This window comes from Pseudomonas sp. S10E 269, from assembly GCF_002798465.1.
GTDB classification, from domain to species: Bacteria; Pseudomonadota; Gammaproteobacteria; order Pseudomonadales; family Pseudomonadaceae; genus Aquipseudomonas; species Aquipseudomonas pergaminensis.
Map to the genome: position 1 here is coordinate 4,850,558 of NZ_PHIJ01000001.1, position 24,956 is coordinate 4,875,513.

Annotated in this window: 24 protein-coding genes; 15 read left to right on the forward strand and 9 right to left on the reverse strand. The window is 63.1% G+C overall.

All coding sequences use genetic code 11. From position 1 onward, the window contains the following. The first annotated feature begins 121 nt into the window (after positions 1-121). Positions 122-889: an SDR family NAD(P)-dependent oxidoreductase gene (locus CWC48_RS22590; RefSeq protein WP_100490364.1), complete on the forward strand. Its 768-nt coding sequence runs from the start codon at positions 122-124 to the stop codon at positions 887-889. 156 nt (positions 890-1,045) lie between these two features. On the opposite strand, the gene CWC48_RS22600 is transcribed toward CWC48_RS22590, so the two are convergent. After that, a complete protein-coding gene (locus tag CWC48_RS22600; RefSeq protein ID WP_100490365.1) occupies positions 1,046-1,642 on the reverse strand; it encodes a glutathione S-transferase in 597 nt (198 codons plus the stop codon). Between the two features lie 102 nt (positions 1,643-1,744). Continuing rightward, entirely contained in the window at positions 1,745-2,743 is a 999-nt protein-coding gene (locus tag CWC48_RS22605) for an AraC family transcriptional regulator (protein ID WP_100492445.1), read from the reverse strand. 64 nt (positions 2,744-2,807) lie between these two features. Here CWC48_RS22605 and CWC48_RS22610 point away from each other — a divergent pair, with 64 nt between their 5' ends. Further along, entirely contained in the window at positions 2,808-4,031 is a 1,224-nt protein-coding gene (locus CWC48_RS22610; protein ID WP_100490366.1) for an MFS transporter, read from the forward strand. 102 nt (positions 4,032-4,133) lie between these two features. Further along, a complete protein-coding gene (yghU, locus tag CWC48_RS22615; RefSeq protein WP_100490367.1) occupies positions 4,134-4,967 on the forward strand; it encodes a glutathione-dependent disulfide-bond oxidoreductase in 834 nt (277 codons plus the stop codon). A gap of 131 nt (positions 4,968-5,098) precedes the next feature. On the opposite strand, the gene CWC48_RS22620 is transcribed toward yghU, so the two are convergent. From CWC48_RS22620 to CWC48_RS22630, 3 genes are read right to left on the reverse strand one after another with little or no spacing between them, the layout of a single operon-like run. Further along, entirely contained in the window at positions 5,099-6,025 is a 927-nt protein-coding gene (locus tag CWC48_RS22620; protein WP_100490368.1) for a sugar ABC transporter substrate-binding protein, read from the reverse strand. 19 nt (positions 6,026-6,044) lie between these two features. After that, positions 6,045-6,824 (reverse strand): TIM barrel protein, encoded by a 780-nt coding sequence (locus CWC48_RS22625; RefSeq protein ID WP_100490369.1) that lies wholly within the window; start codon positions 6,822-6,824, stop codon positions 6,045-6,047. Next, positions 6,821-7,825, reverse strand: coding sequence for a Gfo/Idh/MocA family oxidoreductase (locus CWC48_RS22630; protein ID WP_099491866.1), 1,005 nt, complete (start codon positions 7,823-7,825; stop codon positions 6,821-6,823). The genes CWC48_RS22625 and CWC48_RS22630 overlap by 4 nt, the downstream gene beginning before the upstream one ends. Before the next feature lie 184 nt (positions 7,826-8,009). Between CWC48_RS22630 and CWC48_RS22635 the strand changes: the two genes are divergently transcribed. Continuing rightward, positions 8,010-9,971, forward strand: coding sequence for a sigma-54-dependent Fis family transcriptional regulator (locus tag CWC48_RS22635; protein WP_100490370.1), 1,962 nt, complete (start codon positions 8,010-8,012; stop codon positions 9,969-9,971). Between the two features lie 197 nt (positions 9,972-10,168). Here the strand turns inward: CWC48_RS22635 and rtcR are convergent, their stop codons facing one another. Further along, complete coding sequence (rtcR, locus tag CWC48_RS22640) at positions 10,169-11,749, reverse strand: RNA repair transcriptional activator RtcR (protein WP_078049079.1); 1,581 nt, start codon at positions 11,747-11,749, stop codon at positions 10,169-10,171. A 212-nt stretch (positions 11,750-11,961) separates the two neighbouring features. Here rtcR and CWC48_RS22645 point away from each other — a divergent pair, with 212 nt between their 5' ends. The 3 genes from CWC48_RS22645 to rtcA are packed head-to-tail and all read left to right on the forward strand — an operon-like array spanning position 11,962 to position 15,024. Continuing rightward, positions 11,962-13,188 (forward strand): RtcB family protein, encoded by a 1,227-nt coding sequence (locus CWC48_RS22645; protein ID WP_100490371.1) that lies wholly within the window; start codon positions 11,962-11,964, stop codon positions 13,186-13,188. 13 nt (positions 13,189-13,201) lie between these two features. Then, positions 13,202-13,990 carry a nucleotidyltransferase domain-containing protein gene (locus tag CWC48_RS22650; protein ID WP_099491863.1) on the forward strand — a complete coding sequence of 263 codons (789 nt, stop codon included), beginning with the start codon at positions 13,202-13,204 and terminating at the stop codon, positions 13,988-13,990. Positions 13,991-13,998: 8 nt separating this feature from the next. Then, positions 13,999-15,024 carry an RNA 3'-terminal phosphate cyclase gene (rtcA, locus tag CWC48_RS22655; RefSeq protein WP_100490372.1) on the forward strand — a complete coding sequence of 342 codons (1,026 nt, stop codon included), beginning with the start codon at positions 13,999-14,001 and terminating at the stop codon, positions 15,022-15,024. On the opposite strand, the gene CWC48_RS22660 is transcribed toward rtcA, so the two are convergent. Further along, a complete protein-coding gene (locus CWC48_RS22660; RefSeq protein ID WP_078049075.1) occupies positions 15,021-16,064 on the reverse strand; it encodes a LacI family DNA-binding transcriptional regulator in 1,044 nt (347 codons plus the stop codon). The two genes, rtcA and CWC48_RS22660, sit on opposite strands and share 4 nt — an antisense overlap. A 162-nt stretch (positions 16,065-16,226) precedes the next feature. Between CWC48_RS22660 and CWC48_RS22665 the strand changes: the two genes are divergently transcribed. From CWC48_RS22665 to CWC48_RS22680, 4 genes are read left to right on the forward strand one after another with little or no spacing between them, the layout of a single operon-like run. Continuing rightward, positions 16,227-17,321 (forward strand): fatty acid desaturase family protein, encoded by a 1,095-nt coding sequence (locus CWC48_RS22665; protein WP_100490373.1) that lies wholly within the window; start codon positions 16,227-16,229, stop codon positions 17,319-17,321. Between the two features lie 28 nt (positions 17,322-17,349). Further along, positions 17,350-17,670 (forward strand): MocE family 2Fe-2S type ferredoxin, encoded by a 321-nt coding sequence (locus CWC48_RS22670; protein ID WP_100490374.1) that lies wholly within the window; start codon positions 17,350-17,352, stop codon positions 17,668-17,670. Positions 17,671-17,672: 2 nt separating this feature from the next. Next, positions 17,673-18,872, forward strand: a complete 1,200-nt coding sequence (locus CWC48_RS22675; protein WP_078049072.1) for an NAD(P)/FAD-dependent oxidoreductase — start codon at positions 17,673-17,675, stop codon at positions 18,870-18,872. Position 18,873: 1 nt separating this feature from the next. Then, positions 18,874-19,698 (forward strand): sugar phosphate isomerase/epimerase, encoded by an 825-nt coding sequence (locus tag CWC48_RS22680; RefSeq protein ID WP_100490375.1) that lies wholly within the window; start codon positions 18,874-18,876, stop codon positions 19,696-19,698. Between the two features lie 39 nt (positions 19,699-19,737). Here CWC48_RS22680 and CWC48_RS22685 read toward each other — a convergent pair whose 3' ends face one another. Further along, positions 19,738-20,610, reverse strand: a complete 873-nt coding sequence (locus CWC48_RS22685) for an undecaprenyl-diphosphate phosphatase (protein ID WP_078049070.1) — start codon at positions 20,608-20,610, stop codon at positions 19,738-19,740. 179 nt (positions 20,611-20,789) lie between these two features. On the opposite strand from CWC48_RS22685, the gene CWC48_RS22690 reads away from it, so the two are divergent. After that, positions 20,790-21,296 carry a GNAT family N-acetyltransferase gene (locus CWC48_RS22690; protein ID WP_078049069.1) on the forward strand — a complete coding sequence of 169 codons (507 nt, stop codon included), beginning with the start codon at positions 20,790-20,792 and terminating at the stop codon, positions 21,294-21,296. Here CWC48_RS22690 and CWC48_RS22695 read toward each other — a convergent pair. Continuing rightward, entirely contained in the window at positions 21,274-22,218 is a 945-nt protein-coding gene (locus CWC48_RS22695; protein WP_078049068.1) for a GlxA family transcriptional regulator, read from the reverse strand. The genes CWC48_RS22690 and CWC48_RS22695 overlap by 23 nt on opposite strands. 173 nt (positions 22,219-22,391) lie before the next feature. On the opposite strand from CWC48_RS22695, the gene CWC48_RS22700 reads away from it, so the two are divergent. The 3 genes from CWC48_RS22700 to CWC48_RS22710 all read left to right on the forward strand — a co-directional run bounded on the left by CWC48_RS22700 (position 22,392) and on the right by CWC48_RS22710 (position 24,898). Then, the gene (locus CWC48_RS22700; RefSeq protein WP_078049067.1) at positions 22,392-23,021 is read left to right on the forward strand and encodes a TetR/AcrR family transcriptional regulator; all 630 of its coding nucleotides are present in this window, start codon (positions 22,392-22,394) and stop codon (positions 23,019-23,021) included. Next, positions 23,018-23,695, forward strand: coding sequence for a type 1 glutamine amidotransferase domain-containing protein (locus CWC48_RS22705; RefSeq protein WP_100490376.1), 678 nt, complete (start codon positions 23,018-23,020; stop codon positions 23,693-23,695). The genes CWC48_RS22700 and CWC48_RS22705 overlap by 4 nt, the downstream gene beginning before the upstream one ends. A 78-nt stretch (positions 23,696-23,773) precedes the next feature. Then, positions 23,774-24,898 (forward strand): alkene reductase, encoded by a 1,125-nt coding sequence (locus CWC48_RS22710; RefSeq protein ID WP_078049065.1) that lies wholly within the window; start codon positions 23,774-23,776, stop codon positions 24,896-24,898. Positions 24,899-24,956 lie beyond the last annotated feature (58 nt).

A 24,956-nucleotide genomic window follows, 5' to 3' on the forward strand; every position in this document is an offset into this window, starting at 1 on the left:
GTTGTTTTGAGTGGAATAGTTCTACTAATGTGCGATATTTTGTCGATTGGACAGCGAATTTATAGCCTTAAACCGCGTTTTTGCAAAATAAAATAAGACTAATTAAGCGAGGCAACCTTTTATGACGACTCAGCACGCCGTTTATCCCGACCTTGAAGGCAAGACTGTCCTGATCTCCGGCGGTGCCTCGGGCATCGGCGAATTCATGGTGCGCGCCTTTGCCGCCCAAGGCGCCAAGGTCGGCTTTGTCGACCGCGCGCAAAGCCAGGGCGAACGCCTGGCGGCTTTGCTGAGTTCGCGAGGGCACACGGTGGAATTCGTGAACTGCGACATCACCGACGAGATCGCCTACAAGGCCGCCATCACACGCTTCGAACACTCCCTGGGACCGATCACGGTGCTGGTGAACAATGCCGCTAATGACGTACGCCACAGCTTGGAAGAAGTCGACTCGGAAATGTTCGACCGGCTCATCTCCGTCAACCTCAAGCACGCCTTCTTCGCCGCCAAGGCCGTGGTGCCGATGATGAAAAACGCGGGCGGCGGGGCGATCATCAACCTCGGCTCCGTCGGCTGGATGATGGCTTCCGCCGGCTACCCGGTGTACGCCGCCAGCAAGGCCGCCGCCCACGGCATGACCCGCGCCCTGGCTCGGGAGCTGGGGCCGAGCCGGATCCGCGTGAATACGCTGGTGCCGGGTTGGGTGATGACGGAAAAACAACTGGCGATGTGGGTCGACGATGCGGCCAAGGAACTGATCAGCCGCAGCCAGTGTTTGCCGGGCAGCGTGCTGCCGGAGCACATCGCCAATATGGCGTTGTTTCTCGCCTCTGATGCCTCGGCGATGTGTTCGGCGCAGAACTTTATTGTGGATGGTGGGTGGGTCTGAGTCGGGCTCAATTATCCGGGCTGCACAGGCCAAATGTGGGAGCGGGCTTGCCCGCGAATACGCAGGGTCAGTTGATAAAGTTGCCGACTGACACGCTGCCTTCGCGAGCAAGCCCGCTCCCACACAACACCCAGTCCGACATCATAACGAGGGTGCTTATTCGATCGGGTAGCGCTTGAAAGCCGGGTGCTGTTCCAGCCGCTCGGCGTGGCGTGCGAGGTTGGGGAACGCATCGGCCTTGACCACCGACGCCACGGTGAACTGGCTGAACGACCAGGCGACTGCCGCTGTCAGGGAAGCCTGGGTCAACTCCTGACTGTCAGGCAGTTGCTTTTCCAGCAGCGAGTAGGCCGCCAGCAATTGCCCGCTGACGCGATCCAGCCAGGGCGCATGCAGCTTTTCGGCCGGGCGCAGGTTGTGTTCGTAAACGATCTGCACGCTTTTCTCGCAGGCCGCCAAGGCCAGGCCAAGGATATGCAGGTCATGGGCACGACCTGCGGGGGAAGGGGGCAGCAGCTTTTTATCGGCCGGGGCCAGGGTTTCCAGATAGTCGAGGATCAGGCTGGAATCCATCAGCACCGTGCCGTCATCCAGCACCAGGGTCGGCGCCTTGACCACCGGGTTGATCTGGGAAAACTCGGTGAACGTGCTGAACACCGACAGCGGTTCATGCACAAAATCCACGCCGTAAAGGTCCAGGGAAATGGCCACGCGGCGTACGTAGGGCGAGTCCAGCATGCCGATCAGTTTCATGAAGCCTCCGTTGCTCTCAAGGTGATGGCTCCAGAGAGTAAGGGCACAGGATCGGCATGCGCAATGACTGAATGTTGCCTGCAAAGGTCAGGCTGCGGTCATTCAGGCAGGACGCCTGATGTTCTGCCGGCTGGCCCCCGGTGGCTGGCCGGTAATGCGCTTGAATGCACGGCTGAACGCTGCCTGGGAGGTGTAGCCCAGGCGCAGCGCCACTTCTTCGATGGGTAAACGCTCCAGGGTCAGCCATTGGCTGGCCAGGCGCATGCGCAGTTCCGTCATGTAGCGCAGTGGCGGGAGACCCAGGGTGGCCTGGAAGCGCTCGGCGAATACCGAGCGGGAGGTGTGACACTGCGCGGCCAGTTCGGCCACGCTCCAATCGCGCCCGGGTTGCTGGTGCAGCACGAGCAGGGCGCCCGCCAGGCGTGAGTCGCGCAACGCGGCCACCAGCCCCGAGGCATTGCCGCAGGCGCATTCCACCCAACCCCGCACAATCATGGCAGCCACCACATCGGCCAGGCGCGTGAGGATGCCGGGGTAGCCGACGCGAGCCGCGGCGACTTCGCGCTCCATCACCGCCAGGATTGGCATCAGGCCGGGGTAACGCTGGCCCTGGGCATCGATCAGCATCAAGGCTGGCATCAGGCTGCCGAGCCCCTGGAGACTGCCGAGTTCGAACTCCATGCAGGCGCTGAACAGCAACGTGCTAGGCGGTGAGTCCGGTGATGCATCCACGGCGCAGACGGTCTCGCCCAGTGGTGTCGTGTCAAAGCCGCCGATGTCCTGCACCGTCCTGTCCGCACTGGACAGCAGCGCATGGGCACCGCCGTGGGAGATGAACACGGCATTGCCCGCCGACAATTCGAACAGGCTGCCGTCATCGGTGCGCAGGGTGGCCGTACCTGCGGCGAGGAGGTGGAAGTAGGCATGCCCCGGTCTGGCGTCAAAGCCCATGCCGAAGGTCGGTCCGGCCTGGATGCGTCGGTACTGCACGCCGCGCAGGCGCATGCCGCGCAGCAGTTCGTCGATAAGGTCGGAGGACAGGTTGAAGGGCGCTGCTGCAGTCATGTTCGGGGTTTCAGTCAAAAACTCAAGGGTTTGCATCATAGATCATCCGGGTTGGCGAACCTAGACTGGCCGTCGTGCTAATTACCGAGGATGTCGTGTGATGAATGATTGTGTAGCCCAAGCCGCTCGCCCTGCCCAGGTGGCGCCCGATGCGCCCGCCTGGATGGCGGTGTTTTCCCTGGCCATGGGGGTATTCGGCTTGTTGACGGCCGAATACCTGCCGGCCAGCCTGCTGACGCCGATGGCGCTGGACCTTGGCGTGTCGGAAGCGCTGGCCGGCCAAGCCGTGACCGTGACGGCCGTGGTGGCGTTGTTCGCCGGGTTGCTGGTACCGGGCCTCACGCGTGGGATCGACCGGCGCGTGGTGCTGCTGGGATTCTCCCTGCTGATGATTGCATCCAACCTGTTGGTGGCGTTTTCCTCCAGCCTGGCGGTGCTGCTGTTGATGCGCATCCTGCTGGGTGTAGCCCTGGGAGGCTTCTGGAGCATGGCGGCGGCGGTCGCGATGCGCCTGGTGCCGGCGGCGCTGCTGCCCCGTGCGCTGTCGATCATCTTCAGTGGCATTGCCGTGGGCACGGTGGTTGCCGTGCCGTTGGGCAGCTACCTGGGCGGCCTGTATGGCTGGCGCAGTGCATTTTTGGCGGCGGCAGCGGTCGGCGGGGTGACGCTGGCGTTCCAGCTGTTCACGTTGCCACCGTTGGCCCCCACGGGCAGCGCACGCTTGCGCACGGTACTGGATGTGCTGCTGCGCCCGGGCATCGCCATCGGCATGTTGGGCTGTGTGCTGGTACACACCGGGCACTTCGCGCTGTTCACCTACATCCGGCCGTTCCTCGAAAGCACCACGGGCGTGGGCAGCGAAGGGCTGGCGTTGATGCTGCTGGGGTTCGGTGCAGCCAACTTCGTCGGCACGCTGTTGGCCGGTTGGATGCTGGTGCGTTATCCGCGCGGCACCTTGGTGCTGATGCCGGTATTGGTGGGCGTCGCAGCGCTGGCCCTGGTGTTGCTGCCGGCCTCGCTGCCAGGCCAGGCCTTGCTGCTGGCGTTGTGGGGCATGGCGTTTGGCGGGGTGCCGGTGGCGTGGTCGAACTGGGTGGCCCGCGCCGTGCCGGATCAAGCTGAAAGTGCTGGTGGCATGGTGGTGGCATCCGTGCAATCGGCCATTGCGGCGGGTGCGGCCGGTGGGGGCGCGATGTTCAGTCTCAGTGGCATCAGCGGGGTTTTTCTGGGCGCCGGTGTGTTGATGTTGTTGGCCGCCTTGTTGATTGCACTGCGGGTAACAGTGTCGGGCAATGTGGCCGTGGGTGCACCGCTGCATCTTTGACGTCAGCCTGGAGATTGGCCGCATTCACGGTGTGACGAGCCATCGACCTTTGGTTTAGTCTGGAGCGCTTCGTTGAACGCAAGCACATTTGGAGCAGTCAGCATGACCGATTACGTACCCCCGAAAGTGTGGACCTGGGAGACCGAGAATGGCGGCACTTTCGCCAGCATCAACCGGCCTGTGGCCGGCGCGACCCATGAAAAAGAATTGCCGGTGGGCAAGCATCCGTTGCAGTTGTACTCCCTGGCCACGCCCAACGGGCAGAAGGTTACGATCCTGCTGGAAGAACTGTTGGCCCTGGGGCACAGCGGTGCGGAATACGATGCCTGGCTGATCAAGATCGGTGACGGCGACCAGTTCGGCAGCGGCTTCGTGGGGGTGAACCCCAACTCCAAGATCCCGGCACTGCTGGACCGCAGCGGCGCCGCGCCGATTCGGGTGTTCGAGTCCGGAGCGATCCTGCAATACCTGGCGGAGAAGTTCGGTGCGTTCTTCCCCACCGAACCCGCCGCCCGCGCCGAATGCCTGTCGTGGTTGTTCTGGCAGATGGGCAGCGCGCCGTATCTGGGCGGTGGTTTCGGACACTTCTATGCCTACGCGCCGAGCAAGATGGAATATGCGATCAACCGGTTCGCCATGGAGACCAAGCGTCAGCTCGATGTGCTCGACCAACGCCTGGCGGTGAGCGAATACATCGCGGGTGATGAGTACACCATCGCCGATATTGCGATTTGGCCGTGGTATGGCGGGCTGGTCAAAGGTCGCTTGTATGGCGCGGCGGAGTTCCTGTCGGTGCATGAGTACACGCACGTGTTGCGCTGGGCGGACGCGATCGAAGCGCGGCCGGCGGTGCAGCGCGGCCGGCGGGTGAATCGGGTGTCCGGTGAGCCCCATGAGCAATTGGCCGAGCGGCATAACGCCAGCGACCTGGACTAAAGGCCTGACGCGGTAAGAAATGTGGGAGCGGGCTTGCTCGCGAATGCGGAGTGTCAGTCAACAGATTCATTGGCTGATCCACCGCAATCGCGAGCAAGCCCGCTCCCGCATTTGGATTTGTGTATTTCACTCTACTTGTAGCGCTGCTCGAACACCGCCACTTGCTCGGGCTTGATCAGTTCGAACGGCACCCACACCTCCGACTCAATCGCCTCGCCCTTGATCATTCGCACCGCGGCCTGCACGGCCTGGGTAGCCTGGGCCTTCGGGTCCTGGAACACCGACGCCGTCAGCAACCCCCGCTTGATCGCTGCCAGCCCATCGGGCAAGCCATCGATACCCACAATCGCCACTTCACCCTTGGTTTTTCCCGCCTGCTGCAAAGCCATGGCCGCGCCAATCGCCATTTCATCGTTATTGGCCACGATGGCATCGAACTGCGTGCCCGCCAGCAGCCAGTTGCTGGTCAGGTCCATGCCCTTGCTGCGTTGCCATTCGGCACTTTGCTGCTCGACCACCTTGATACCGGGAAAGTCCTTGAGCACCTGTTTGGCGCCCTCGGTGCGGTCGTGGGTGGCGTTCTGTGCGAGATCGCCCATGATGATCGCCACGTTGCCCTTGCCACCGAGTTTTTCCGCCAGGTAGCGCATCTGCAACTGACCGGCCTCGATGTCGTTAGAGGCCACGGTGACCACGCCTTTGGGCAGAGTGCGTTCGTCCGGGTGACGGTTGACGTACACCAGCGGCGTCTTGGCCACCACGGCAGCACGGGTCATGTTGGCGGTGGCGGCGGTGTCCACCGGCAGTACGATCACCGCGTCGACCTTCTGGTTGAGGAAGCCCTCGACCTGATTAAGCTGGCGCACCACGTCGCCCTGGGCGTCTTCGAACTGGATCTGCACATCCTGCTGCTTGGCGGCCGCTTCCAGGCCGGTGCGCACGTAGGTCATGAAGTTATCGTCGACCCGGGCGATGCTCACGCCGATGCGATAGGCGGCAAAGGTCCATTGGCTGAACAGCAGCAACAAGGTGGCAGCAAACAACGAATAGCGATTCATAAGGGTGATCCTTTTATTGTTATAGGGTGAACGCCTGGCGGAAACGCGCCAGGGCCAGCTCGCTGTCGCCGCTGGCCCAGCCTTCCAGGCCGACCACGCCGCTGTAGCCTATGGCGTGCAAGGCCCTGGCGACGGCCGGGTAGTGAATCTCGCCAGTGCCGGGCTCCTGGCGTCCCGGCACGTCGGCTACCTGGATTTCGCCGATGTGGGAGCCGGCACGCTGGATCAGTTCGATCAAATTTCCTTCGCCGATCTGCGCGTGGTACAGGTCCAGGTTCAGCTTCAGGTGCGGGCTGCCCACGGCCTCGATCAGCGCCAGGGTGTCGTCGGCGCGGGCGAACGGGGTGCCGGGGTGGTCAACTGCTGTGTTGAGGTTTTCCAGCAGGAACACACGGCCGGCGTCTTCCCCCAAGCGGGCGATTTTTTCCAGGGTCTTGCAGGCGCTCAGCCACATGCGCCCGGTGGTCTGGCTCACCGGTTGTACGGGCAGGCCGCCTTCACCCAGGCCGGTGCCGTGCAGGTTGAGGCTGGGGCAATTCAGTCGTTCGGCGACCCCTAAAGATTCGCGGGCGCTGTCGAGCAGTTGGCGGATACCGCCGGGGTCGGTGAGGGTACCGCTGATGTAGCCGGTCATGGAGGTGAAGTCGGCGCCGGTAGCAACCAGGGCGGCGATGTCCTTGTCTGTCCAGTTCCAGATTTCGGCACTGAAGCCCAGCGCATGAATGCGCTGTACGCGCTCGACAAAGGGCAGGTCGAGAAACACCATCTCCGCGCTGACGGCCAGCTTGAAGGGGCTCATACGGCCACCGCCTTGCCGGTTTCGAATGACTCGATGCAGGCGCGGGCAATCGCCAATGCCGCACGCGCGTCTTCGCCACTGGCCAGGGGCTTGGCGCCGCTGCGCAGGCAGTCGACGAAGTGGTTGAGCTCGGCGATATAGGCGTCGCGCAACAGGTCGGTGTCCAGGCGCTGGGTGTCGGCCTGGATGCCCTGGGCCAGGTAGCGCACCAGGTCGGAATCGTTGAGGCTGCCCATGCTGAGCATGCCGGCGCTGCCGAACACCTCGCCGCGCACGTCGTAGCCATACACCGCCTGGAAGTTGGCCTCGGCGGTGGCGATGGCGCCGTTGTCGAAGCGGATCGCGACCACGGCGGTGTCGAGGAAGCCTTTGCTTTTGAATTCCGGTGCGATCAGCGCGTCGGCCATCACGTAGACCTGCACGGCCTCGGCGCCAGGGTTGAGGTAGCGCAGGGTGTCGAAGTCGTGGATCAGGGTTTCCAGAAAGATCACCCATTGCGGTGACTTGGCCGGGTTGTTCAGTGCCGGGTCGCGGGTCAGCGAGCGCAGCAACTGCGGGGTGCCGATGCGGCCGGCGGCGACATCGAGGTGCGCGGTGCGAAAGCTCTTGGCGAAGCGCCGGTTGAACCCGACTTGCAGCGGCACTCGCGCATCGGCCGCGGCAGCGATAGCGCGGTCGGCTTCATCGAGGGTGATGGCCATGGGTTTTTCGCAGAAGATGCCCTTGCCGGCGCGGGCGGCGCTGATCACCAGCTCTGCGTGGCTGCGGGCGGGGGCGGCGATCAGCACGCCATCGATGTCCGGGTCGTCGAGCAACTGCTGCGGGTCGGTGTAGACCTTGCTCACGCCCAGTTCAGCGGCGAGGCGGGCGGCCTGGCCTGGCGTCGGGTCGGCAATCGCTGCCAGGCTGGCACCGGGGATATGCCGCGCGGCGGTCAGGCCGTGGAAGCTGCCCATGCGGCCGGCACCGATCAAGCCCAGGCGGATGTTCTGTGTACTCATGAAATAACCCCTTGTTGTTATTGGCCGCAGGACGGTCCTGATGGCAAAGGGGTGAGAGCAAGGCGTGTGCCATTTTTTAACCTGTTGATAAATAACGATTAATAATTATCTATAAACAAAAAGTGTTCATTCTGATGACATGCCTATACTGACATGTCAAAAACATGAACATGGATATCACCCAATGAGCATGGCCTTCAGTGTGCAAGACCTCGACTACCTGACGACCCTCGGGCCTGCCGCGCTGAATGACGGCCCGGTGGCCGCGCTGGAGCAGGCCTGGCGCGATTGCCTGGCTGGTCAGGTCGAGCGCCCGGCGCCCGTGCGCCAAGTGATCTGGGATTCGTGGCGGCGCAGCGTCGAGGCCGGCATCGATCCAGCCGACAACGCGTACCGCTTTGTCGCCGCCGACACGCTGAACGCCACCCTGGCCACCCACCGCGTGCTGATCGCCGCCGCCGCGCAAGTCATGCACGGCTTGCTGGCCTATAACCCACGCGGCCATATCAACCTCACCGATGCCGACGGCATCACCCTGTATTTCTGTGGCCTTGACATCACCCCGGTGGGCAGCCGCCTGCTGGAGTCGGTGCAAGGCACCAACTGCACCGGCCTGGCCCTGGCCGAAGACCGCCTGGTGTACGTGCTGGCCGAGGAAAACTTCGGCATCGGCCTGCGCCAGCGCCGCATGCATTGCGCCGCCGCGCCGATCAGGAATGCCCAAGGCCGCACCGTGGCGATGCTGACCCTCACCGCCGAGCCTGGCTGGTTTCACTTCCATACCCTCGGCACGGTGCAGGCGGCCGCCGAGGCGGTGTCGCGGCAGATGGCGTTGCAGGCGTTGCTGGAGGAGCAGCAAGCGGTGCTCGAAGTCCTCAACGAAGGCCTGGTGGTGCTGGACGAACGCGGCTGCATCAAGGCGCTCAACCGCTATGCCCGGCAGTTGTTCGGCGTAGGGCTGGAGCTGGTCGGGCGACCTTTCCAGCACCTGGGTCGTAGTGAGTTGAGCGACGTCCTTGGCGAGCCCATGCGCGATCTCGATTGCACCTTCCACCTGGCTAACCGGGGCCAACTCGCCTGCCTGGTGTCGGTGTGCCCGCTGGAGCAGGGCGGGGTGATCGTGTCGCTGCGCGAAAACCGCCGCATCCGCGAAATCACCCGGCGCCTGATCGGCACCCAGGCCAGCTATACATTTGAAACCATCCAGGGCAACTCCCGAGCCATCCACGACGCCCTGCACCTGGGGCGTATCGCCAGTCGCAGCGACTCCACCACCCTGATCCTCGGCGAAAGTGGCACCGGCAAAGAGCTGTTCGCCCAGGCCATCCACAACGGCAGCGACCGCCAAAAAGGCCCTTTCGTGGCGGTCAACTGCGGGGCGATCCCCCGTGACCTGGTGCAAAGCGAACTGTTCGGCCATGTCGAAGGCGCGTTCACCGGCGCCACCCGTGGTGGTTCGGCGGGCAAGTTCGAGCTGGCGGACGGTGGCACCATTTTTCTGGATGAGATCGGCGATATGTCCTTCGATGCCCAGGTCAGCCTGTTGCGGGTCTTGCAGGAGGGGGAGATCACCCGCGTCGGCGCGAAAAACTCACGGCAAGTGGACGTGCGCATCATCGCCGCCACCCACCGCAACCTCAGCCAGGCCGTGGCACAAGGCGCGTTTCGCGAAGACCTCTACTACCGCCTCAACGTGCTCAACCTGACCGTGCCGCCCCTGCGCATGCGCCGCGAAGACATTCCGTTGCTGGCACGGCACTTCCTGGCGCGCTGTGCACGCTCGTTGCGTAAGTCGGTGCAGGGCTTTTCGCCGGAGGCGATGGCATTGCTGTCGGCCTATGGCTGGCCGGGCAATGTGCGGGAGTTGGAAAACAGTATTGAGCGGGCGACCAACCTGGCGATGGGCGAGCTGATTCAGCCTGCCGATCTGCCGATGGAAACCAAGCAGCACACCCCGTTGCGCGCCTATGAGCCGCAACCCGCCCAGGACTTGAGCAGCCACGAAATGCACGCCATCGTCGCCGCACTCCAGAACACCGGCGGCAACATCCGCCTGGCCGCCCGGCAACTGAACGTGTCGCGGGGCGGGCTGTACAACAAAATGAGCCGGTTCGGGCTGAGTGCCAGCGATTTTCGCGGCGCCTGAGGCCAAAGGTGGGAGGGGGCTTGCCCCGATAGCAGAGAGTCAGCCAAGGAAATTCAGACTGACCCGCCGCTATCGGGAGCAAGTCCTCTGCCACATTGTTTAAACGTGTTTCATGCGCTCGATAGAGCGTTCCACCCTGGTCTTGGCAATCTCCAGCACATGCCACTCACTGCCCGCTAGCTGGCGGTATAGCAGGCCTAAGGCTTCAACTGCTTCCAATCAATGGCAAAGCGCGCCAGGTACTTTCGCAGGCGGTCCGCGTCATTGGGTTGTGCCTTGGCCTGGCGCGAAACCCCGAACAGTCGTCGGCCGGCGTCCGAAAGGCTGTCGGATTGCAGGCACACGTCGATCACCGCCTTGAGTTGCAGCTGGTCGAACAGGTCCAGATCGACCGGCAGCAGTGCATGGGTTTCGGTCAGCCCCCAGGCGTAGCGCAGGCGCTGGATTTCCTCTTCGACCTGGGCTTCATCGATACGCCCGCTGTCGGCCAGGGTGGCCATGCGCGTGATGGACGCCGACAGCTCGCGAAAGTTGCCGAGCCATGCCGCTTCGCTGGAACAGGCGAACGCCAGGTAGCGGCGGCGCGCCTCCAGGTTGAAACGCACGCGACGACCTTGCTCGCGGGCGTGGCGCTCCAGTTCGAAATCGATATTGGGTTCGATATCTTCACGCCGTCCTGCCAGGCCTGGCAGGTCGAAGGTCCACAGGTTGATGCGCGCATACAGGTCTTCGCGAAACAGCCCTTCGGCCACGCGCCCGCGCAGGTCGCGGTGGGTGCCGGCGATGATCAGGAAGTCGCTGGCCACTTCACGGTCGGCACCCATGGGGTAGAAGCGTTTTTCTTCGATGGCCTTGAGCAGCATCGCCTGTTCATCCAGGCCCAGTTCGCCGATCTCATCAAGGAACAACATGCCGCCATCCGCCGCGCGCAGCAGGCCGTCACGGGCGTTTTGCGCGCCGGTGAAGGCGCCCTTGGTGTGCCCGAACAAAGCCGACATTGCGCCATCGCCACGCAAGGTGGCGCAGTTGACTTCCACGAAACGCCCCTGGACCTGGTGGCGGCTGCGCTTGAGTTCGTAAATGCGCCGGGCGAGGAAGGATTTGCCTGCGCCGGTGGGGCCGATCAGCAGCATGGGCGCGGTGGAGCGCACGGCCACGCGCTCGATCTGTTCGATGGAAGCATTGAACGCACTGTTGCGCGTGGCGATCCCGGACTTGAGGAAGGCCAGGCCTTCCAGGCGTTGGTGGGCGAAGCGCGAGGCGATGCGGTCGTAGCGCGACAGGTCGAGATCGATCAGGGTGTGGGTGCCGGTGGCGGGAGCGGTGTCGTCCCGGCGGCGACTGGGGGCTGTCTGGATCAGGCGCGCCGGCAGGTTGCGCGCCTCGGTAAGCAGGAACCAGCAAATCTGTGCCACATGGGTGCCGGTGGTGATGTGGACCAGATAGTCCTCACGGTCGGTGTCGAAGGTGTAGCCGGCGGTGAAGTCGTGCAGCGCGCCGTAGACTTCTTCGAAATCCCAGGGATCGTTCAGTGGCATGGGGTGCAGGCGCACCTCGGTAGTGGGCGAGATCTGCTGGATGTCGGCGCATACCCGCTCGGCCAGGCTGATGTCACGGGCGTCAATGTCGTGGATCAGCTCCAGGCGATCGACCTGCAGGTCCTCTTGCTGGCACAGGCCGACACTGGGGCGCCAGTGATTCCAGCGGTTGGCGCCCTTGCCAACGCGGTCCAGCTTGGACCCGATAAACCCGATGGCGACCGTACGCTTGTGCTTCATGGCTAGACCAAAATATAAGTGGCGATATACAAGGATATGAATGCGGTAGCGCCCTTGTCATCGGTTTTTAACGTCACGCAGCAGCATCATGAAAAATAACTATATAAAACAATGAGATAAAGTTTTTTGTCGCGGTAGTAATAAACCTGGCACGCCCGCTGCTATCTCTCAGCCAACGCCGCACTGCCGGCTTTCAAGAAAAGATCGAGATCATGCAAGAGAACACCTACCAACTGCTGGAAGTCGCCAACGGCAAGCCGATCAAACTCTGGACCCAGGGCGTGCCTGTGGAGCCCGAGGCGCGCAAGCAACTGATGAACACCGCCCAGATGCCGTTCATTTTCAAGCACCTTGCGGTGATGCCGGATGTGCATTTGGGCAAGGGCTCGACCATCGGCAGCGTGATCCCCACCGTGGGCGCGATCATCCCGGCGGCAGTGGGCGTGGATATCGGCTGCGGCATGATCGCTGCGCGTACGACGTTGATGGCCAGCGACTTGCCCGACAACCTCCACGGCCTGCGTTGCGCCATTGAGGCAGCGGTGCCCCATGGCCGTACCCACAGCCGCAAGGGTCGCGACAAAGGCGCGTGGGAACAGGTGCCGGCCCAGGCCGATCAGGTGTGGTCGGCGCTGCACCCACGCTTCAAGGCGATCACCGACAAGTACCCGCAACTGGAGCGCAGCAACAACCGCCAACACCTTGGCACCCTGGGTAGCGGCAACCACTTCGTCGAGGTGTGCCTGGATGAAGCCAACCGCGTCTGGTTCATGTTGCACAGCGGGTCGCGTGGCGTGGGGAACGCCATTGGCAACCTGTTTATCCAACTGGCCCAGGCCGACATGCGCCAACACCTGGCCAACCTGCCGGACCGTGACCTGGCGTATTTCGAAGAGGGCAGCCAGCACTTCGATGATTATGTGGAAGCGGTGGGCTGGGCCCAGGATTTTGCCCGGCAGAACCGTGAGTTGATGATGCGTGCGGTGGTCCAGGCCACGCGCCAGGTGATCAGCAAACCGTTTGAAGTGGCGCTGGAGGCCGTGAATTGCCATCACAACTACGTGCAGAAAGAGCGGCACTTCGGCGAAGAAATCCTGGTCACGCGTAAAGGCGCAGTGTCGGCCAAGAAAGGCGAGCTGGGGATTATCCCAGGCTCCATGGGCGCTAAAAGCTTCATCGTGCGTGGGTTGGGTAACGAAGAGTCGTTCTGTTCCTGCAGCCACGGCGCTGGCCGCACCATGAGCCGCACCAAGGCGAAGAATACGTTCACGCTGACTGACCAGATCCGCGCCACCGCCCATGTGGAGTGCCGCAAGGATGCCGATGTGATCGACGAAATTCCGATGGCCTACAAGGACATTGACCAGGTTATGCATGCCCAGCGCGAGCTGGTGGAAGTGCTGCACACCTTGCGCCAGGTGGTGTGCGTCAAAGGATAAGAGGGGAATCAAGATGCAAAAGGATGAACGCCACCCATTGAGCGACGCCATGCGCGCGCGGGTGCTGCTGGAGCTGGAGCGCATAGAGCGCGAACGCAATGTCAGCGTGCTGTATGCCTGCGAGTCCGGCAGCCGGGCCTGGGGGTTTGCTTCCACCGACAGCGACTACGACGTGCGCTTTGTCTACGTGGAAAAACCCGACTGGTTCATGCAGGTGGATGCGCCGCGCGATGTCATCGAGCGTCCGCTGGATGATGAATTGGACGTGAGTGGCTGGGAGTTGCGCAAGACGCTGGGCCTGTTGCGCAAATCCAACCCCACGTTGCTGGAATGGCTGGACTCGCCGCTGGTGTATCGCCAGCAGGTCGACGCCACCGTGCAACTGCGCGCCCTGGCCGAGACGTTCTACAGCCCGCCGGCGGCGCGCAATCATTACCTGTCGATGGCCCGGAAAAATTTCCGTGGCTACCTGCAAGGCGACACGGTGCGGTTCAAAAAGTACTTCTACGTGCTGCGACCTTTGCTGGCAGTGCGCTGGATCGACCTGGGGCTGGGCCGGCCGCCGATGACGTTCGCTGATTTGTTGAGCACGGTGGATGACGCGCAATTACTCGATGAAGTCTCGACCCTGCTGGCGCTGAAACGCAATGCCGGGGAAGCGGCGTACGGGCCTCGGCGCCCGGCGCTGCACGCGTACATACAACGTGAATTGGAACGCGGCGCACCGGTGTTGCCACGCACCCATGCAGACTCCCGACAACTGGACCACTACCTGCGGGATACGGTCAAACGCTTTGCTTAAGGAAAACGATGAAACAGGACGTGATTGAACTCGATGGGGCCATTGGCGGCGGCCAGGTGCTGCGCAGTGGCCTGAGCCTGTCGATGGTGACCGGGCTGACCCTGCGGATCAAAAACATTCGCGCCAAGCGCAGTCGGCCAGGCTTGATGCGTCAACACCTGACCGCTGTGCTGGCGGCGGCGCAAGTCTGTGGTGCCCAGGTGCACGGTGCGCAATTGGGCTCGCAGTCCCTGGTGTTCGAGCCCGGTCCGATCCAAGGGGGCGAATACCGCTGTTCCATCGGCACGGCCGGCAGTTGCACCTTGGTGTTACAGACTTTGCTGCCGGCATTGCTGCGCGCCCCCACGGCCAGTCGCGTGACGATCTGTGGCGGCACCCATAACCCACTGGCACCGCCGGTGGACTTTCTGCAGCGTGCCTGGCTCCCGCTGTTGCGGCGCATGGGCGCGCGTATCGAATTGAGCTTGAACCGGCATGGGTTTGTGCCCGCAGGCGGCGGCGAGCTGGAGGTCTATATCCAGCCCGGCGAACTGGCGCCGTTGCAGTTGATGCAGCGCGGCAAGTTGCTCGAAGCCCGCGCGATAACGCTGAACGCCGGGTTGCCTGCCCAGGTGAGCGAGCGCGAGTTCAAGCGCGTGCGCCAGCGCTTGTCGTTCGACGACAGCCAGTGGCTCCCGATTGAGGTCGACCCCGCGCAAGGACCGGGCAACGTGCTGATGCTGGAGTATGTCCACGAGCACGTCACCGAAGTGTTCAGCGCGTTCGGCCTGGCCAACGTGCGTGCCGAGACCGTGGCCGACCAGGCCATCGACCAGGCTATGGAGTGGCGGGGGACCGACGCGGCGGTGGGTGAGCACCTGGCCGACCAGTTGCTGTTGCCGATGGCATTGGCTGGCGGTGGTCGTTTCACCACGCCACATATGAGCGACCATCTGCACAGCAACATGCAGGTGATCCAACGCTTCCTGCCTGTGGTGATCGAGAGCCACGTGCTGGAGGAGGGCGGTTTGAAAATCGAGTGCCGCGCCCGCTAGAGGTTCTCCGACGTGACAATGTGCGGCGGTATATACACCCGCTGCCGCACCGGATCGAACCCCTCAGCGCCCTGCAATTGCACCATCAACTGCACCAGTGCGGTCGCCGTGTGCCGTGGCTGTGAATCCATCACCACATCAATCACCCCCTCGCGCAACGCCTGGCGTGACAGCTCGGTGGACTCCTGCAAGATGCAACACAGTGCCGGGCGCTTGGGCAATTGCGCCAGGGCGCTGATGATGCCGTCCCCGCCGCCGCCCACCACGCACAGGCCGCGCAGCTCGCTGTGGCGGCTGATCAGGTCGAGGGTGGCTTCTTCGGTGATGTCGCAGTTGTCGAGGTTGATCAGCGGCTCCAACGGCTTGAGCCCTGGCGCGTACTCGGCCAGGTAACTGTGCAGGCCTTCGACCCGCGCCTGGTGGCCGAGAAACCGATGGCCGCCGAGCAGGATGCCCACGCTGCCTTTGCGCGCGCCGCAGGTGCGGGCGAGCAGCCAGCCCATGGTGCGGCCGACCACATGGTTGTCCTGGCCGACGTAGGGTTCTTCGGCCTGTTCGTGGATATCCGAGAGCAGGGCAACCACGGGTACACCGGCTTCGCGGATCTGCTTGAGGCAGGCGTTGATCAGCGGATGGGCAAAGCTGACCACCGCGAGGCCATCACATTGCACGGCCAGTTGTTCGATCTGCGCGACAATGGCGCTGGGCGTGCGATCGACGATGTACTCGAACTGGCACGTCAGGTTGGCACCGGCATGCTGTTCGGCGGCGGCGTTGATCGCCTGCGCCAGGCTGGCATAGAACGCCTGGGCGGTCGCCAGCAACAGGATGCCGAAGCGATAGGTTGGCCGGCGTTCGCGGATACGCTGGCCGATCAACCGCGCCGCGAAATACCCCACGGCTTCGGCCGCCTGGAACACCTGCTCGGCGGTCTCTGGATTGACCGGCGCGCGTGCATTCAACACGCGGTCGACGGTGGCCACGCTGAGCCCCGCATGGGCGGCAACGGTGGCGATAGTTGGGCGTTTATGGTTGTTCATGACAGGCCCCTTGAGCGTCTTGATAGAAAACTATCAAGCCCCGCTGGGCCTGGATGATAGCTTGATAGGGAATGGATTCAAGGCCTTGAGGGGGAATTACCCGTTCTCTATGGTGGGTTTCACATAGCACCAGCAACCACCCGCTTGTGGAGAACAATAACAATGCCTGAACACACCGCTCCTATCACGCGTCGCGACTACAGCCTCACCGGCCCCGAAGCCGCCCGCGCCTTTGAGAGAGGCCTGGTCTCGGCCAGTTGGTACCAATCCCCGATCTCGCGTAAGCGCATGAAAGAACTGATGCAACGCCGCGACGGCCCGGCCCTGCTCGACACCGCTATTTGGGTGAGCGCGCTGTTTGCCGCCGGTGTTGGTGGCTGCTGGTTCTGGGGCACCTGGGCCTGTGTGCCGTTCTTCCTCGCTTATGGCGTGCTCTACGGCACCGCGTCCAACCCGCGCTGGCATGAAACCGGCCACGGCACCGCGTTCAAGACCCGCTGGATGAACGACGTGCTCTATCAGGTCGCCAGCTTCATGTGCATCTTCGAACCCCACGTATGGCGCTGGAGCCATGCCCGTCACCACACCGACACCATCGTGGTCGGCCGCGACCCGGAGATCGTCGAGCCGCGTCCGCCAAGCTTCTTGATGATGTTCTTGAGCCTGTTCAACCTGCCCCTGGCCTGGAAAACCTTCAGCGGCGTGGCGCGGCATGCCATTGGCAAGATGAGTGCCCAGGAGGCGGACTTCATTCCCGAATCCGAATGGCCCAAGGTGTTTCGCGCGGCACGGATCTGGGTTGGTATTTATGCGGTGGTGATTGGCACCGCGTTGTACCTGCACAGCTGGCTGCCGCTGATGCTGATGGGTCTGCCGAGCCTCTACGGTGCCTGGCTCGGCTATATCTTCGGCCTTACCCAGCACGTCGGCCTGGCGGAAGACGTGCTGGACCACCGCAGCAACTGCCGCACTATCTACATGAACCGCGTGCTGCGCTTTATCTACATGGACATGAACTACCACCTCGAACACCACATGTACCCGATGGTGCCGTACCACGCGCTCGCGCAATTGCACGAAGAAATCCGCAGCGACTGCCCGCCGCCGTACGCCAACCTGTTCGAGGCGTACAAGGAGATCTTGCCGACGATCTGGAAGCAGCGCAGCGACCCGACCTACTTCATCCAGCGCCCGACCCACACTAAAGCCGAACCGGCTGCCCATGCCCCGCTGCATGCAGAAACAGCTGCTGGCTGAATTCCCCCCTAGAACAAGAGAAAACACCATGAACGATCAATGGATCGACGTCTGCGCCGTGGGCGAAATAGACGAAGAAGACGTGCTGCGCTTCGACCACGGCCCGCACACCTACGCGCTGTACCGCTCGGCCGAGAATGAATTCTTCGCCACCGCCGGCCTGTGCACCCACGAGAAAATCCACCTGGCCGACGGCCTGGTGATGGACCATGTGATCGAGTGTCCCAAGCACAACGGGCGCTTTGACTACCGCTCGGGCAAGGCCCTCGGCGCGCCGGTGTGCGTCAACCTCAAGACCTACCCGGTGCGGGTCGAAGCGGGGCGAGTATTGCTCGCCGTCACGGCGTGATGATGAACGCCCCCCTGATCATCGTCGGCGCCGGCCATGCCGGTGGCCGTGCGGCGCTGACCTTGCGCGAAGAAGGTTATGCCGGGCGCCTGATCCTGATCGGCGACGAACCGCACTTGCCCTACGAGCGGCCGCCGCTGTCCAAGGGCGTGTTGCAGGGCACGGCGGACCTGGCTGGCTGCAGCCTGTGCGACAGCGCGCGGCTGGCCGAGCTGGGCATCGAGCATATCGCCGGTAACCCGGTGACGCAGTTGCAGCCGCAGCAGCATCGCCTGCAACTCGCCGACGGCCAGTGGCTGCGGTACGCAGGCCTGTTGCTGGCCACTGGTGGCCGGGCGCGCCGCTTGCCCCAGGAGCAGGCCCATGTGCTTTACCTGCGCACCCATGATGAGGCGCTGGCCCTGCGCAGTGCGCTGAAGGCAGGTACGCGGCTGGTGGTGGTCGGTGGTGGCTTTATCGGCCTGGAAGTGGCAGCGACGGCACGTGGCCTGGGCTGCGAGGTGACACTGCTCGAAGCCGGTCCGCGCCTGGCGGGGCGGGTGTTGCCGCCGGTCATCAGCGAGGCGCTGCTGGCGCTGCATCGTCAGCACGGGGTCGACGTGCGCTTGAATGTGGCCTTGGAATCCATCCAGGCCGACGCCGTGTGGCTGGTCGACGGGCAACGCTTGCCCTGCGACCTTGTGGTGGTTGGCATCGGCATGCAACCCAATACCGAATTGGCCGCAGCGGCGGGGTTGGAAGTGGGGCAGGGCATTCGCGTCGATAGCCACCTGCGCACCAGCGCGCCGGGCATTTATGCCGCCGGTGACGTGTGCGAGTTTCGCCTGGGTGGCGACTACCAGCGCCAGGAAACCTGGCGCAACGCCGAGGCCCAGGGGCGGCATGCGGCGCTGAACCTGCTCGGTCGCGACGTGCCGTTCGAGGCACTCCCCGGGTTCTGGTCCGACCAGTACGACTGGGGCTTGCAGACCGTGGGTGTGATGACGCCCCTGACGGTCAGTCGCCCATTGGCGAGCGGTGGCGTGCTGCTGTTCTACCTGGATGCCGATCAGCGCTTGCACGGTGCCTGCGGCTGGGCGCCGGGCAACAGCGTGGCCAAGGACATCAAGCTGTGCGAGCGCCTGATCAGCGCACACTTGTCGCTGGCCCCCGCCAGCCTGGCAGACCCCGAGCTGTCCCTCAAATACTTGCTGCGAGGCTGATATGCGTCAATTTCTGGTGTTCCAATCCCTGTGGGCCATGCAAACCGAGCCCGGTTCGCTCGATGCCCAACTCGACCGCATCAAGGCCGCCGGTTTCGACGGCATTACCGACCATTACTTCAAGCCCGCCGACGTCGCGCGTTTGCACGCCGCCGCCACGGCCAGGGGCCTGCAGGTCGAAGGCCAGTTGTTCCCGCAAACGGTGGACGACCTGGCGGCCGCGCTGGACGTGATCAGCGGCTACGGCTGCCACCACCTCACCCTGCAAGCCGATGTGCGCCCGCGTACCCAATCCGAAGCGGCCCGATTGGTCGAAGGCTGGCAGCGCCTGGCCGAGCAGGTGGACTTTCCGGTGCTGCTGGAAACCCACCGTTATCGACTCACCAATGACCTGCTGTTCACCCTCGACCTGCTGTCACAGATGCCCGACTTGAAACTGCTGGCCGACCTGTCCCACTACGTGGTCGGGCGTGAGCTGCCGGAGCCGGGCGCCGCTGAAGACGATCAACAGATCCAAACGATTTTGCGCCACAGCTGGGGTTTCCACGGTCGTGTCGCCAGCAGCGAGCAGGTGCAGGTATCCCTGGACTTCCCCCAACACCAAGCCTGGGTACAGCGTTTTACCCAGTGGTGGCGCTACGGGATCGAGGACTGGCTGGCCCGGCCCGATACACCGCAAAGCCTGTCCTTCACCTGTGAGCTCGGGCCGCCGCCTTATGCGATCACCGGTGCCGACGGCCGCGAGATCAGCGATCGCTGGAGCGAAGCGCTCAAGCTCCAGACGCTGATTCGCCAAGTGTGGCAAGACTGCCAGGCCACCCGTTGACCCTGTAGGAGCCGGCTTGCCAATGCCTACAGGACGGGGTCAGTTCAGCAGGCCGGTACTCACCGCCACGATCAGGAAAATCCCCAGCAGGGCGCGGTAGATCACGAACGGCCAGGTGGAGAACCGCTCCAGGAACTTCATCAGCCCCCAGATCGCAAAAAATGCCGAGACGCTCGCCACCACCAAACCGAACAGCAAATGCGGCCAGGCGTGCACCGGCAGGTCGGCATGCAGCAGCACCCACAGCTCCTTCAGGCCGGCGAGGGCGATGGCCGGCAGGCCCAGCAGGAAGGAGAACCGCGCGGCTTCCTCACGCTTGAAGTTCAGGAACAGCGCGGCGGTGAGGGTGGAACCGGAACGCGAGACGCCAGGAATCAGCGCGCCAATCTGCGCAACCCCCACAATCAACGCATCCCGCAGGCGCATTTCACCCATCTCCCGGGTGTGGCGTGCGCGCACTTCGGCCACGGCCAGCAGCACGGCCATGACCACGCAGGAAATGCCGATCACCATCAGCCCCCGCAACGGCGAGTTGCAGGCATTCAAGGTCGACGACAGCGCCAGGCCGGCGATCCCGATCGGCACGGTCGCCAGCACAATCGCCACGGCCAGCTTGAACCACGGGTCGTTGTAGTCACTTCGACGCACTGCGCCGATGCTGCCGGTGGTCACTTGGCGCACGTCGCGCCAGAAATAACTGACCACCGCCGCCAGCGCCGCCAACTGCATGGCCGCCGAAAACGCCGAGCCCGGATCTTGCCAGCCGAGCAGGGCGGGTACTACGCGCATATGGGCGGTGGACGACACCGGCAACAGTTCGGTAATGCCCTGGATCACGCCCAGGATGAAGATCTGCAGATAATCCAGGGAGGCAAAACCGACATCCAGGCCGGCGGAACAGACGTTGCTCACAATACGTGTCCTTGAAAAAGGGGAGGCAATTTCGCGGAGTTTATTCGAAATGTTTCAGGGTTTCGGGGGAGGCAACACCTATTTGCAATCGGTTCAGCAAGTAGAAAGGTTGGCGACGCTATTGGACTGTCCCCGCGTTTTGTGAACAATGTCGCCCTGCATTCCTGACCGAGAGCCCCATGCCTGAAACCACCGTCGAACTGATCCAGACCGGCCCGGAGCACGCCGAGCTGATCCGCAATCTCTACCAGTATTACGCTTATGAGTCGTCGGACTGGGAGCAGGAAGATGTCGAGGCGGACGGCCGCTTCTACATCCATGACGAACACCTGGCCCGTTACTGGCAGGACCCGCAATGGAGCGCCAACCTGCTGCTGGTCGATGGTTATATCGCCGGCTTCCTGCTGATCGAAGGCAGCGAACTGCCGGGCATCGACGCCCTGGAGTTGGCCGACCTGTTCATCCTCAAGCGCTACCGCCGCAAAGGCATCGGCCGCGCCATCGCCAGCCAGGTGCTGTGCAGTGGCGACGCCAATTGGCTGGTGCGCTTCTATGACCAGGACGAAGTGTCCCAAGCGTTCTGGCGCACAGTGCTGGATAACCTGCCACGCCCGGTGCAGACAATTGAGCTGGACGATGAACCGCAGTTGGTGAGTTACCTGATTACGCGGGCAGCGTTGCATTAAAGGCTTGCTGCATCACCTGCGGCGGCTGCCCGAACGCCCTTAAAAACGCCTGGCGCATGCGCTCGCGATCACCAAACCCGGTTTCGCGGGCCACCACTTCAACCGGGTGACGACTGGTTTCCATCATCGCCCGGGCGGCTTCCACCCGCAGGGATTCGATGGCCTTGGCCGGCGTTTGCCCGGTCTCTTCACGGAACACCCGGCTGAACTGGCGCGGGCTGAGCCGGGCGACATCGGCCAGGGCTTCCACCGAAAGGTCGTGGGTCAGGTTCTCGCGGGCGTAGGCCAGGGCCAGTTGTACGCGGTCCGATTTTGGGTCCAGTTCCAACAACGCCGACAACTGCGATTGCTCACTGCCGCGCCGTTGGGCGATCACCAGTTTGCGCGCTATGCGCCGGGCCAGGTCGCTGCCCAGGTCGTTCTCCACCATGGCCAGGGCCAGGTCCACGCCGGCACTCATGCCGGCGCCTGTCCATACCTGGCCGTCGACGATAAACAGCTTGTCTTCCTCCAGGCGAATGTCTGGGTAGCGCTTGCGAAAGGCCGGGGCGTGAATCCAGTGGGTGGTGGTGCGCTTGCCTGCCAGCAGGCCGGCTTCGGCCAACACGAAGATGCCCATGCACAAGGAGGCCACGCGCCGCGACTGGGCGGAGGCGGCCTTGACCAGTTCGAGCAGGTTGGCTTCCGGCAGGCGGAATTCCAGGTAGCCACTGACGATGAGGGTGTCGTAGCCCTCCGGCCGGATCGGCGTGGTGTTCACCGAGAAGCCCTGTGACGTCATCACCGCGCCGCCACTCTCCGACACCAAGTGAAACTCATAGGCCGGCTCGCCGCGCAGCAGGTTCGCGCACTCGAACACCGACCCCAGGCTGAGGCTCAGGGACTGGAAGTTCGGGTAAACCATCAGCGCAACGCTGTGCATCGTCATTCTCCAAGGGGCGCGGGAGAGGGGATTGTCGGCGTGTGCCGGGTAAACGGCAACTGCCTTCGCGGCATGTCCGGAATCCTTGCGGATCTGACATTGTGCGCGATTGCCCCGACTCCTAACATTCCCTCAACGAACTAGACGACTGGTCTAATCGGACGGGATGAAGCATGAGCAACGAAACCAAAAGTGCAAGGCAGACCATTCTCGATACCGCGCAACGTATTGTCGGTCGCAAAGGATTTTCTGCGGTGGGCCTGAACGAAATACTGCAAGCCGCCGAAGTACCCAAAGGTTCGTTTTATCACTACTTCACCTCCAAAGATGCGTTCGGCGTTGTATTGCTCGACCACTACTTCGACAACTACGTGCACGGCATGCAACAACTGTTCGACCAGCCGGGCTTAACCCAGCACGCCAAGTTGATGCGTTATTGGGACTGCTGGATCGACAACCAGACCGGCTGCACCGACGCGGGCAAATGCCTTGCCGTCAAACTCGGCGCTGAGGTGTCAGACCTTTCAGAGCCGATGCGCCTGGCCCTGCAACGCGGCACCGCACGCACCATCGGCTTGCTCGCCGAAGCTTTGCAACAGGGCGTCGAAGACGGTTCGGTCGTCATTGCGCAACACCCCGAAAGCCTGGCCCGGCGCCTGTATGCGTTGTGGCTGGGGACCAGCGTCATGAGCAAGATCACCCGTACTACGGCGCCTTTTGACGAGGCGCTGGGGTTGACCCGGCAGTTGTTGGGTTGGCCTGAACAGACTGACAACTCCACTTATCGAGGCACTGGAAAATGAAAGTATTAATGGTACTGACCTCTCACGACCAGCTCGGCGATACCGGGCGCAAGACCGGCTTTTGGCTCGAAGAGTTTGCCGCCCCCTATTACGCGTTCAAGGACGCCGGTGCCGAGGTGGTGCTGGCTTCTCCCGCCGGCGGCCAGCCGCCCCTGGACCCGGTGAGCGACCAGCCGGACTTCCAGACCGAACAGACCCACCGCTTCGCCGCCGACCCGGCTGCGCAGCAGGCCCTGGCGAACACGCTGAAGCTCGATTCGGTCAACGCCGATGACTTCGACACCGTGTTCTACCCAGGCGGCCACGGTCCGCTGTGGGACCTGGCGGAGTCGCCGGTGTCGATCGCCCTGATCGAGTCCTTCGAGCGCGCTGGCAAGCCGATCGGTTTCGTCTGCCACGCACCGGGCGCCTTGCGTCATGTCAAGGCGGTCAACGGCGACCCGTTGGTCAAGGGCCGTCGCGTCACCGGGTTCTCCAACTCGGAAGAAGCGGCAGTGGAACTGACCAATGTGGTGCCGTTCCTGGTGGAAGATGAGTTCAAGAAGTTGGGTGGCCTTTATGAGAAAGGCGCTGACTGGCAATCCTTTGTCATCACCGATGGCTTGCTGGTCACCGGGCAAAATCCTGGCAGTTCCAGTGATGTCGCCAAAGCCCTGCTGACACTCACCGCTTAATTAACTGACCGCTTGATGCATTGGTGACTTTTATAAGTCGCCAATGCTTTAGCGCGCCCGCTATTTGGAAATGATTCAATGAATGAGCCTATTTTAAGTACTCCGGTAAAACTGGGGCACCACACGCTGAACAACCGTATTGTGCTGCCGCCCTTGACACGCCAGCGCAGTGCGCAACCGGGCGATATCGCCACCGACTTGATGGCCGAGTACTACCGCCAGCGCGCGAGTGCCGGTTTCATGGTCAGCGAGGGCACACAGATTGAACCGCGTGGCCAGGGCTATGCCTGGACGCCAGGTATCTACTCCCCGGCGCAGATCGACGGCTGGCGCAAGGTCACCGAGGCGGTGCATGCCGAAGGCGGGGTGATCTTCGCCCAGCTGTGGCACGTTGGCCGGGTGTCCCACAACGCCTTGCAGCCAGACGGCGCGGCACCTGTCGCACCCTCGGCACTCCAGGCGCTGCAGGCCAAGGCCTTCATCGAAACCGCGCCGGGCGTTGGGGAGCTGAAGCAACCGCCAGTGCCGCGTGCCTTGACCATCCTGGAGATCGAGGAACTGGTCGGGCACTACGCCCAGGCCGCACGCAATGCACTGGATGCCGGGTTCGACGGGGTGGAGATCCATTCGGCGAATGGTTACCTGGTCAACCAGTTCATCTCGGCCCACGCCAACCAGCGTGATGACGAATACGGTGGCTCGCTGCACAACCGCCTGCGCTTTCTGCGCGAGATCGTCGAAGCCGTGAGCGCGGTGGTCGGGCCTGAGCGGCTGGGGGTGCGTTTCTCACCGCTGTTCAGCGGCACTGATCAGGACCGGGTGTATATCGGCCTGGTGGAAGACGATCCGCATCACACCTACGTCGAAGCGATCAAGGTGCTGGAAGAGTCGGGCATCGCCTATGTGTCCATCGCTGAAGCAGACTGGGATAACGCCCCAGTGTTGCCCGAATCGTTCCGCCGCGCGGTGCGCGACACGTTCAGCGGGCGCATCATCTACGCCGGTCGCTACACCGCTGAGCGCGGTGCCGGTCTGGTCGAAGCCGGGCTGGCGGACTTGATCGCGTTCGGGCGGCCGTTCATAGCCAACCCGGACTTGCCACAGCGGTTGTTCAACGGGTGGCCGTTGAATCCGCTGCGGGTGGAAGGGATGTACGGCGGTGGTGCAGAAGGCTATATCGACTACCCGGTGTACGCCCAATAGCCAGGCAACGCTGATCAAGGTGGGAGCTGGCTTGCCTGCGATGCTGGCACCTCGGTGT

Bases quoted from the DNA above. Each gene is read 5' to 3' on its own strand.
- CWC48_RS22690 (WP_078049069.1), top strand. From the start codon at position 20,790: ATGCCTGAAACCACCGTCGAACTGATCCAGACCGGCCCGGAGCACGCC.
- CWC48_RS22675 (WP_078049072.1), top strand. From the start codon at position 17,673: ATGAACGCCCCCCTGATCATCGTCGGCGCCGGCCATGCCGGTGGCCGT.
- CWC48_RS22670 (WP_100490374.1), top strand. From the start codon at position 17,350: ATGAACGATCAATGGATCGACGTCTGCGCCGTGGGCGAAATAGACGAA.
- CWC48_RS22645 (WP_100490371.1), top strand. From the start codon at position 11,962: ATGCAAGAGAACACCTACCAACTGCTGGAAGTCGCCAACGGCAAGCCG.
- CWC48_RS22710 (WP_078049065.1), top strand. From the start codon at position 23,774: ATGAATGAGCCTATTTTAAGTACTCCGGTAAAACTGGGGCACCACACG.
- CWC48_RS22605 (WP_100492445.1), bottom strand. From the start codon at position 2,743: ATGCAAACCCTTGAGTTTTTGACTGAAACCCCGAACATGACTGCAGCA.
- CWC48_RS22625 (WP_100490369.1), bottom strand. From the start codon at position 6,824: ATGAGCCCCTTCAAGCTGGCCGTCAGCGCGGAGATGGTGTTTCTCGAC.
- CWC48_RS22665 (WP_100490373.1), top strand. From the start codon at position 16,227: ATGCCTGAACACACCGCTCCTATCACGCGTCGCGACTACAGCCTCACC.
- CWC48_RS22620 (WP_100490368.1), bottom strand. From the start codon at position 6,025: ATGAATCGCTATTCGTTGTTTGCTGCCACCTTGTTGCTGCTGTTCAGC.
- CWC48_RS22660 (WP_078049075.1), bottom strand. From the start codon at position 16,064: ATGAACAACCATAAACGCCCAACTATCGCCACCGTTGCCGCCCATGCG.
- CWC48_RS22680 (WP_100490375.1), top strand. From the start codon at position 18,874: ATGCGTCAATTTCTGGTGTTCCAATCCCTGTGGGCCATGCAAACCGAG.
- CWC48_RS22610 (WP_100490366.1), top strand. From the start codon at position 2,808: ATGAATGATTGTGTAGCCCAAGCCGCTCGCCCTGCCCAGGTGGCGCCC.
- CWC48_RS22630 (WP_099491866.1), bottom strand. From the start codon at position 7,825: ATGAGTACACAGAACATCCGCCTGGGCTTGATCGGTGCCGGCCGCATG.
- yghU (WP_100490367.1), top strand. From the start codon at position 4,134: ATGACCGATTACGTACCCCCGAAAGTGTGGACCTGGGAGACCGAGAAT.
- rtcA (WP_100490372.1), top strand. From the start codon at position 13,999: ATGAAACAGGACGTGATTGAACTCGATGGGGCCATTGGCGGCGGCCAG.
- CWC48_RS22695 (WP_078049068.1), bottom strand. From the start codon at position 22,218: ATGCACAGCGTTGCGCTGATGGTTTACCCGAACTTCCAGTCCCTGAGC.
- CWC48_RS22635 (WP_100490370.1), top strand. From the start codon at position 8,010: ATGAGCATGGCCTTCAGTGTGCAAGACCTCGACTACCTGACGACCCTC.
- rtcR (WP_078049079.1), bottom strand. From the start codon at position 11,749: ATGAAGCACAAGCGTACGGTCGCCATCGGGTTTATCGGGTCCAAGCTG.
- CWC48_RS22705 (WP_100490376.1), top strand. From the start codon at position 23,018: ATGAAAGTATTAATGGTACTGACCTCTCACGACCAGCTCGGCGATACC.
- CWC48_RS22700 (WP_078049067.1), top strand. From the start codon at position 22,392: ATGAGCAACGAAACCAAAAGTGCAAGGCAGACCATTCTCGATACCGCG.
- CWC48_RS22590 (WP_100490364.1), top strand. From the start codon at position 122: ATGACGACTCAGCACGCCGTTTATCCCGACCTTGAAGGCAAGACTGTC.
- CWC48_RS22600 (WP_100490365.1), bottom strand. From the start codon at position 1,642: ATGAAACTGATCGGCATGCTGGACTCGCCCTACGTACGCCGCGTGGCC.
- CWC48_RS22650 (WP_099491863.1), top strand. From the start codon at position 13,202: ATGCAAAAGGATGAACGCCACCCATTGAGCGACGCCATGCGCGCGCGG.